Below are 8,541 nucleotides of genomic sequence, written 5' to 3'. Positions count from 1 at the left end.
GGATCCCTCCGTCCGGCCACCGGCTCGCGGCATCGGCCCATGAACAGCGTCCGCAACCAATGCATTAGGCGACTGCCAGCCGAGGACCCCGGAGCCATCCGAAGCGCAGCCCCACCGGGGCGAGCATCGGAATGGCGCAGGGCAGCCTACACGCAAGCCGGTGCGCGCGGAGCCTGTGCGTTTTTAGTTTTTATGAAACCCGAAGGAAAAAGAAAAAGGCCAACCCCGAGGGATTGGCCTTTTTTGCAATACTTGGCGGAGAGGGTGGGATTCGAACCCACGGTACGGGGATACCGTACGCCTGATTTCGAGTCAGGTACATTCGACCACTCTGCCACCTCTCCGTGGCTGGGTTTCGTAACGGCGGATTCCCCGGGGGCCGGGTTTTCCACAAAAGATCCCTGGTCGGAAGGATCTTCGTTGTCGAAGCAGCGAAGCCCGCAATTCTACAGGATTTTTTTTGTTTGTGTAAAGGGGGTGGTTGAAAGTCCCCTACAGCGGGTTTCAACCGGCTTTCGGCGGCGGCGTTCTTTGCCCAGAATTCCGGTATGCCTGACGTTCCTGCCCAGGCATCCATCCGTCTCGGCGCTCATCCCGGAACCGCTAGTCCCATGGATCTGATCCTCATTCTCCTGCTTGCGGCCGTGCTGTGCGTGCCCCTGACCCAGTTGCTGGGCCTGGGCGCCATCCCGGGTTACCTGCTCGCCGGCGTGCTGGTGGGACCGTCCTGCCTCAGGCTCATCACCAATGTGGACACCATGATCAACGTGTCCCAGTGGGGCGTGGTGATGATGCTGTTCATCATCGGGCTGGAGCTTTCGCCCAAACGCCTGTGGGCCATGCGCAACGAAGTCTTCGTGCTGGGTTCTTTGCAGATGTTGGCTTGCGGTTTGCTGCTGGCGGTGGTGTTCGGCGCGGCGCTACGGCATCTGGCCGGCATGGAATGGCAGGCGGCGATCCTGTGTGGCTTGTCGCTGGCCTTGTCGTCCACGGCGGTGGCCTTGCGGCTGCTGGACGAGCGCGTGCTGACGCGCACGCCATTGGGCAGGTCGGCGCTGGGAATACTGCTGTTCCAGGACATGGCCGCGATTCCGATGCTGGTGGCGGCGGGCCTGCTGGGTTCCGATGGTGCGTCGGCGCCTTCCTTCAAGGAGGCGCTGATTGCCGTGGTGGTAGTGGCAGCCGCTTATCGGCTGCGGCTGCTGGGATGGGCAGCCAAGGCGCAATTGAACGAATTGTTCACCGCCGCCGCGCTGTTGATGGTGGTGGGCGCAGCCCAATTGTTCGACTTTGCCGGCCTGTCCGCCGGCCTGGGGGGATTCCTGGTGGGCGTGCTGATGGCCGAATCCCGCTACCGGCACGATCTGGAAAAGGCGATAGACCCGTTCAAGGGCTTGCTGCTGGGCCTGTTCTTCGTGGCCATCGGCATGTCCGTGAATTTGAAGGTGGTGGCTGACCACTGGCCGTTCATCTTCGTGGGCGTGTTCGCGTTGCTGCTGGTCAAGGCCTTGATCTTGTACGGCTTTTCGCGCTTTCTGGGCCTGCCGCGCTATCACCGCTTGCTGTTTGCCTTGGCGCTGGCGCAGGGCGGCGAGTTCAGCTTCGCCATCTTCAATGAAGCCTGGGACAACCACCTGATGAATCTGGAACAGCGCGACCTGCTGTCAGTCATCGTGGCGATTTCAATGGGCGTGGTGCCGATGCTGATCAAGCTGCTGGAACGCATCCCCGAGAACCGGGGCGGCATGGCCGATCTGCCGACGGCGGAACCCGACAAGGACGAGGCGTCTCAGCCGCCCGCGCCGCGCGATCCTCCTCCCGCTGCTTGACCCTGCGCAGCGTATGGGCATGGCATGATTGCCGTCTTGCCAGGCAGCTACACTTGACGCCTGCCTAGCCCGTCCAATGTGCCCGACCACAGGAGAATGCTCATGCTTAAAGGAAAAGTCGCCCTAGTCACCGGTTCCACCAGCGGCATCGGCCTGGGTATTGCCACCGCCTTTGCCCAGCAAGGCGCCGATATCGTCTTGAACGGCTTCGGCGATGCCGCCGACATCGAAAAGGTCCGCGCCGGGCTGGCCGACAAGCATGGCATCAAGGTGATCTATGACGGCGCCGACCTGTCCAAGGGCGCGGCCGTGCGCGAGCTGGTCGAGAACGCCGTGCGCCAGATGGGCCGCATCGACATCCTGGTCAACAACGCCGGCATCCAGCACACCGCGCTGATCGAGGATTTCCCCGCCGAAAAGTGGGACGCGATCCTGGCGCTGAACCTGTCGGCCGTGTTCCACGGCACCGCCGCCGCCTTGCCGCACATGAAGAAGCAGGGCTACGGCCGCATCATCAACATCGCCTCGGCCCACGGCCTGGTGGCCTCGGCCAACAAGTCGGCCTACGTCGCGGCCAAGCACGGCGTGGTCGGCTTCACCAAGGTCACCGCGCTGGAGACGGCCGGGCAGGGCATCACCGCCAACGCCATCTGCCCGGGCTGGGTGCGTACCCCGCTGGTTGAAAAGCAGATCACCGCGCTGGCGGAAAAGGACGGCGTCGACCAGGAAGCCGCCGCGCGCGAGCTGCTGAGCGAAAAGCAGCCGTCGCTGCAATTCGTGACGCCGGAGCAACTGGGCGGCACCGCCGTGTTCCTGGCTTCGGACGCCGCCGCGCAAATCACAGGTACGTCCGTCTCGGTCGATGGCGGCTGGACGGCACGCTAAAAAGGAACTCCCGAATGCTGTTTCTGCTTTCTCCCGCCAAGAAGCTGGACTACGACTCGCCGCTGCACATCGAGACGCATACCCAGCCGCTGTTCGTGGACCAGGCCGCCGGCCTGATCAAGGTGCTGAAGACCAAATCGGCCGAGGACATCTCCGAGCTCATGAGCCTGAGCCCGGCGCTGTCCGAGCTGAACGTGCAGCGCTATGCCCACTGGAAGCGCAGCTTCACCCAGACCAATTCGCGCCAGGCCGTGCTGGCCTTCAACGGCGACGTCTATGAAGGGCTGGAAGCCTCCACCCTGTCGGCCAAGCAGCTGGACTGGGCGCAAGAGCACGTCGCCATCCTGAGCGGCTTGTATGGCGTGCTGCGTCCGCTGGACCTGATGCAGCCGTACCGCCTGGAAATGGGCACGCGCCTGGCCACGCCCAAGGGCAAGAACCTGTACGAGTACTGGGGCCCGGCCATCGCCGAGTACCTGAACGAACGGCAGGCCGGCCAGAAGGCGCCCGTCATCGTCAACCTGGCGTCCGAGGAATATTTCAAGTCGGTCGACCTGAAGACTCTCAAGGCGCGGGTGGTGCAGTGCGTGTTCCAGGACTGGAAGAATGGCGCCTGGAAGGTCATCAGCTTCCACGCCAAGCGCGCGCGCGGCCTGATGGCGCGCTATGCGATCCTGCACAAGGTGTCCAAGCCCGAAGGCCTGCAAGGGTTCGACCTGGAAGGCTACAAGTTCGACGCCTCCGCTTCGTCGGAAAACAAGCTGGTTTTCCGCCGCAAGGTCTGACGCGGTCCCGGGCCTCGGGCCCGGGGCGTCCCGATCTCGCGAAATCAATCCAAGGCAGTCACGCAGCCGCCGCCACCGGCGGCGCGTGCGTGGGGTCGGCCAGCGCGTGCAGTTCCTGGCGGATCATGTGCGCGGCCTTCAGCATCTGCTTGACCGGATAGACCAGGGCGGCCTGCTCGCCTTCGGTATCGAACTGGGTCGGCAGGCCGGCCGGCGCTTGCGCCCGGTTCTCGTCCAACAGGTCCACCATGCCGGTGAGCGCCCGTTGCACGGCCTCGGGCGTGGCCGGCAGGCCGGCCAGGATGGGAATGGCCGCCGTGATCTGGGATGCAAGGATGTGGTTCTGGATCAACAGGTTGTTCAGCTCGGGCACGCTCACTTGGTGCGAGGTGGGTTCGCTCATCATGCGGTAGAAGGCCTCGGCGAAATTGCTGAACGAGATGTGCACGTTCTTGCGCGCCAGCCGCCACGCCAGGTCGGCGTCGGTCACTGCCGGGGTCTCGCCAGCTGCGGCGCCCACGGGCGCGCCGTGGGCCTGCATGGCCTCGACGTAGCGCATGCCCGCGATCAGGTACTCGCGGTTGGCGCGCGTGGCCGCGGCCGCCAGCGGCTTCAGGTAGCGGGCCTCCCACCATGGCAGGATGTAGCTGCAGATCAGCGCCAGCGCGCAGCCGATCAGCGTGTCGATGGCCCGTTCGCCGATCACCGACATGGACACGGTGCCTGGTGACACGAAGTGGAACACCAGCACCACGAACAGCGTGTTGAAGGTGGCGCTGGCCATGTAGTTCAGCTGCACCAGGCTGTTGCCCATGACGCAGGCGGCCAGCAGCGCGGCGAACAGGAGTTCCGGCCGGTCGGTCAGGTTGAATAGCAGCAGCGCCAGGATGCAGCCGATCAGCGTGCCCATCAGGCGCCAGCTATTGCGCTGACGGGTCAGCGCGAAGCCGGGCTTCATGATGATGACGATCGTCAGCATGATCCAGTAGTTGTGCGCGGAAAACGCCGGCGACAGCCATTGGCTGGCCAGGGTCATGGCGATGGCCGCGGCGGCGGTCACCCGCAGGGCGTAGCGGAAGTGCGGCGAGTCCAGGCGCAGATTGCTGGTCAAGAGCCCGACCCGGAATTCCTGGCGCGAAATGAAGCGCGTCAGCGACTTGTTGATGCGCAGCACGTCGGTGGGCTTGGCATCGGGAGAGGCAGCGGTGTGGTCGGCCAGCCGGTCGACGATGCGCGCCGAATTGCGCAGCCGGCGCAGCACCTGGACGATCAGCGCCAGCATCTCGGGCTCGCGCTCGCCCAGGCCCTGCTGCTTGAGCTGTTCGATTTCGTACTCGATCGCGCGTAGTTCCGCCTTGGCGCTGCTGCGGTACTGCACCTTGCGTCCGCGCGACACGTCCAGCGCGATGCGGTTGAGCTCCAGCGACATCTTTACCAGCGCGTCGCGCATGAACATCAGGCAGTCGCTGCCGGCCAGCGCGCGACGCAGCGCCGCGTAGTCGGTATGCGTGGCCACCAGCGTGTCCAGCAGCTGCAGCATGTCGACGAACATGTTCCAGATCATCACGCGCTGACGGTCGCCCAGGCCCTTGCCGCGGGGCAGGGCGCGCAGCACCATGTCGCGCGCCGCCTGGTGCTTTTCGGTCATGACGGATTGGCGCTGGATCAGTTCGCGATAGGCGTCGTCCAGGTCGGCGGTTTCATCGTAGAAGGCGGCGCGCGCCGCCACGTAGTCGGCGGTGGCGAACAGCGCCACCGACATGGCCTGCTGCTCCTCGCGCAGCCAGAACAGCCGCGAAAACCCCAGGCTGAACACGACATAGAACAGCGCGCCGCCCAGCGTGGCCGCGGCGTGGGCCAACACCTCGTGCGGCGCCAGCGGCGAATGCATGGTCAAGGTCATCAGCAGCAGGCCGGCAAAACCGATCAGGCCGCCGCGCTTGCCGAACACCGTGAACATCGAATAGACGAAACATTGCGCAATGACTGCCAGCCAGATCAGCACGGGATGCGAGGAAGCGAATCCGGTGATGATGACGGTCAGGGTGCCCAGCGCGGCGCCGCCCAGCATCTCGTTGGTGCGGTGGCGCTGCGGCCCGCCCGGCTGATCGATGATGGCCAGGCATTGCGCGCCGAAGGTCGCAACCAGCCCAGTGGTGTAGTTGCCGAAGACGCCGCCCAGCACCAGCACGGGCAACAGCATCCCCACCCCCTGCCGCACCCCTCCGAAGAAGTAGTGGCTGTAGAGGAAGCGGCGGATGCTGGCAATGCGCAAATCCATGGGGCGGAGGCTCGGTTCTGGATGACGAAACAAGTATAGAGAGGCTGTCCCATTTTTTGGGGCCAGATAGTTACCGAACCTTCCACGCAACGGTCTGGAAATGGTCGATTTGCCACCTTTGACGCAACGCGGTAAATTGCTCCACTTGCGCCGGTCTGCCTATCCGAAACCGGCGCGTTGAGGCGGATTGCCAGGGTCACCTCCCAGCCATCCCGCAGCAGTTACACCTGCCGTTGGCCGCGCCACAAGCGTGTGTTGCCAAGGCTTCCATTTCGACCTCCAGCGTCCCCAAGGGGCGTTTGCACTGCGTTCTGTCGAGCGTGTGCCGGGTCGGCAGGGTGTCCGGGTGGCGTGGCTCCGTGAGCCGCAAAGCGCCGGATCATGTTGTCGGAACCGGTATGGGTTCAGTTGCCGCCGTATCCGGGCGAGCAGCAGTCAGGGTTGCAGGGCCGGTACTGAAAGGAATGACAACATGGAACTGAATGGCGCCGATATCGTCGTGCGCTGCCTGGCCGATGAAGGCGTGGAACACGTTTTCGGCTACCCCGGCGGCGCAGTGCTTTACATCTACGACGCGATTTTCAAGCAAGACAAATTCCAGCATATCCTGGTTCGTCACGAGCAGGCCGCCGTGCACGCCGCCGATGCCTATTCGCGCTCGTCGCAAAAGGTCGGCGTCTGCCTCGTGACCAGCGGACCGGGCGTGACCAATGCCGTCACCGGCATCGCCACCGCCTACATGGATTCCATCCCCATGGTCATCATCAGCGGGCAGGTGCCCACTGCGGCCATTGGCGAGGACGCCTTCCAGGAATGCGACACCGTCGGCATTACGCGTCCCTGCGTCAAGCACAACTTCCTCGTGCGCGACGTCAAGGACCTGGCCGAAACCATGCGCCGCGCGTTCTACATCGCGCGCACCGGCCGTCCCGGCCCGGTGCTGGTGGATATCCCCAAGGACATCACCATCGCGCAGTGCAAGTACACGCCGCCCAAGGGCGAAATCTCGATGCGTTCCTATGCGCCCGTCAACAAGGGCCACCAGGGGCAGATCAAGAAAGCCGTGCAGATGCTGCTGGCCGCCGAGCGGCCCATGATCTACACGGGCGGCGGGGTGATCCTGTCGAACGCCGCGCCCGAGCTGAACAAGCTCGTGTCGCAATTGGGCGCGCCCTGCACCAGCACCCTGATGGGTCTGGGCGGCTACCCGGCCAGCAGCGGCCAGTTCGTCGGCATGCCCGGCATGCACGGCACCTACGAAGCCAATATGGCGATGCAGCATTGTGACGTGCTGCTGGCCATTGGCGCCCGTTTCGATGACCGCGTGATCGGCAACCCCAAGCACTTCGCCCAGAACGCCCGCAAGATCATCCATATCGATATCGATCCCTCGTCGATCTCCAAGCGCGTGCGCGTGGACGTCCCGATCGTCGGCAACGTCAAGGATGTCCTGGCCGACCTCTGCGCGCAGTACGACATTGCCGCGGCCGAGCACAAGCCCGCCTCCATCACCAAGTGGTGGGAGCAGGTCGAGAGCTGGCGCGGCAAGGAATGCCTGAAGTTCGCCAACTCGGACGAAGTCATCAAACCGCAGTACGTGGTGGAAAAACTCTGGGAAGTGACCGGCGGCGACGCCTTCGTCACCTCGGACGTGGGCCAGCACCAGATGTGGGCCGCGCAGTACTACAAGTTCGACAAGCCGCGCCGCTGGATCAACTCCGGCGGCCTGGGCACCATGGGCGTGGGCCTGCCGTACGCCATGGGCGTGCAGATGGCCAATCCTGGACACGACGTCGCCGTCATCACCGGCGAAGGCTCCATCCAGATGAACATCCAGGAACTGTCGACCTGCCACCAGTACCGCTTGACGCCGAAGATCATCTGCCTGAACAACCGCTTCCTGGGCATGGTCCGGCAGTGGCAGCAGATCGACTACGGTTCGCGCTATTCCGAGTCCTACATGGATTCGCTGCCCGATTTCGTCAAGGTGGCCGAAGCCTATGGCCACGTGGGTCTGCGCATCGAACGCCCGGCGGACGTCGAGCCGGCGTTGCGCGAAGCGTTCAAGAAGCACAAGGACCGCCTGGTCTTCCTGGACTTCATCACCGACCGCACCGAGAACGTGTGGCCGATGGTCAAGGCCGGCCGCGGGCTGACCGAAATGCTGCTTGGCTCTGAAGACCTGTAAGGAGGCCACCCATGAAGCACGTGATTTCCGTCCTCCTCGAAAACGAACCCGGCGCGCTGTCGCGCGTGGTGGGCCTGTTTTCCGCGCGGGGCTACAACATCGAGACCCTGACGGTGGCGCCCACCGAGGACTCCACGCTGTCGCGCATGACCATCGTGACCACCGGTTCCGACGAGGTGATCGAGCAGATCACCAAGCACCTGAACCGCCTGGTGGACGTGGTCAAGGTCGTCGACCTGACCGAAGGCGCGCATATCGAGCGCGAGCTGATGCTCGTGAAGGTGCGCGCGGTCGGCAAGGAACGCGAGGAAATGAAGCGCATGGCGGACATCTTCCGCGGCCGCATCATCGACGTCACCGACAAGTCCTACACCATCGAATTGACGGGGGTGCAGGAAAAAGTCCAGGCCTTCCTGGAAGCCCTGGACCGCAGTGCCATCCTTGAAACCGTGCGCACCGGCGTGTCCGGCATCGGACGCGGTGAACGGATTTTGAAGATTTGACCGGCCTTCCAGGCCAAGCCGCACCCTACATCTGAATTAAACAAATATCCAAAATACTGGAATCTGGAGC

The 8,541-nt window shown here is 64.0% G+C and carries 6 protein-coding genes and 1 tRNA gene; 5 read left to right on the top strand and 2 right to left on the bottom strand.

The window, feature by feature from the left end:
* Positions 1 to 253 precede the first annotated feature (253 nt).
* Positions 254 to 344 (bottom strand) — tRNA-Ser (locus WBB14_RS34085).
* A gap of 267 nt (positions 345 to 611) precedes the next feature.
* Between WBB14_RS34085 and WBB14_RS34080 the strand changes: the two genes are divergently transcribed.
* From WBB14_RS34080 to yaaA, 3 genes are all read left to right on the top strand, one after another.
* Positions 612 to 1,829, top strand: coding sequence for a cation:proton antiporter (locus WBB14_RS34080; protein WP_424243658.1), 1,218 nt, complete (start codon positions 612 to 614; stop codon positions 1,827 to 1,829).
* 102 nt (positions 1,830 to 1,931) lie between these two features.
* Positions 1,932 to 2,714 carry a 3-hydroxybutyrate dehydrogenase gene (locus WBB14_RS34075; protein ID WP_424243657.1) on the top strand — a complete coding sequence of 261 codons (783 nt, stop codon included), beginning with the start codon at positions 1,932 to 1,934 and terminating at the stop codon, positions 2,712 to 2,714.
* Positions 2,715 to 2,728: 14 nt separating this feature from the next.
* On the top strand, positions 2,729 to 3,499 hold the full coding sequence (gene yaaA, locus WBB14_RS34070) for a peroxide stress protein YaaA (protein WP_424243656.1): 771 nt from the start codon (positions 2,729 to 2,731) through the stop codon (positions 3,497 to 3,499).
* A 58-nt stretch (positions 3,500 to 3,557) separates the two neighbouring features.
* On the opposite strand, the gene WBB14_RS34065 is transcribed toward yaaA, so the two are convergent.
* Positions 3,558 to 5,780: an FUSC family protein gene (locus WBB14_RS34065; RefSeq protein WP_424243655.1), complete on the bottom strand. Its 2,223-nt coding sequence runs from the start codon at positions 5,778 to 5,780 to the stop codon at positions 3,558 to 3,560.
* A gap of 418 nt (positions 5,781 to 6,198) precedes the next feature.
* Between WBB14_RS34065 and WBB14_RS34060 the strand changes: the two genes are divergently transcribed.
* Both WBB14_RS34060 and ilvN read left to right on the top strand, forming a co-directional pair.
* Positions 6,199 to 7,968 (top strand): acetolactate synthase 3 catalytic subunit, encoded by a 1,770-nt coding sequence (locus WBB14_RS34060; RefSeq protein WP_424243660.1) that lies wholly within the window; start codon positions 6,199 to 6,201, stop codon positions 7,966 to 7,968.
* Positions 7,969 to 7,979: 11 nt separating this feature from the next.
* Complete coding sequence (gene ilvN / locus WBB14_RS34055) at positions 7,980 to 8,471, top strand: acetolactate synthase small subunit (RefSeq protein ID WP_006223608.1); 492 nt, start codon at positions 7,980 to 7,982, stop codon at positions 8,469 to 8,471.
* Positions 8,472 to 8,541 lie beyond the last annotated feature (70 nt).

Source organism: Achromobacter sp. (assembly GCF_049647645.1).
Lineage (GTDB): Bacteria > Pseudomonadota > Gammaproteobacteria > Burkholderiales > Burkholderiaceae_B > Achromobacter.
The sequence above is the reverse complement of the archived record's forward strand: the minus strand, read 5'-3'. Positions and strand labels throughout refer to the sequence as shown.

Bases quoted from the DNA above. Each gene is read 5' to 3' on its own strand.
- WBB14_RS34080 (WP_424243658.1), top strand. From the start codon at position 612: ATGGATCTGATCCTCATTCTCCTGCTTGCGGCCGTGCTGTGCGTGCCC.
- WBB14_RS34075 (WP_424243657.1), top strand. From the start codon at position 1,932: ATGCTTAAAGGAAAAGTCGCCCTAGTCACCGGTTCCACCAGCGGCATC.
- yaaA (WP_424243656.1), top strand. From the start codon at position 2,729: ATGCTGTTTCTGCTTTCTCCCGCCAAGAAGCTGGACTACGACTCGCCG.
- WBB14_RS34065 (WP_424243655.1), bottom strand. From the start codon at position 5,780: ATGGATTTGCGCATTGCCAGCATCCGCCGCTTCCTCTACAGCCACTAC.
- ilvN (WP_006223608.1), top strand. From the start codon at position 7,980: ATGAAGCACGTGATTTCCGTCCTCCTCGAAAACGAACCCGGCGCGCTG.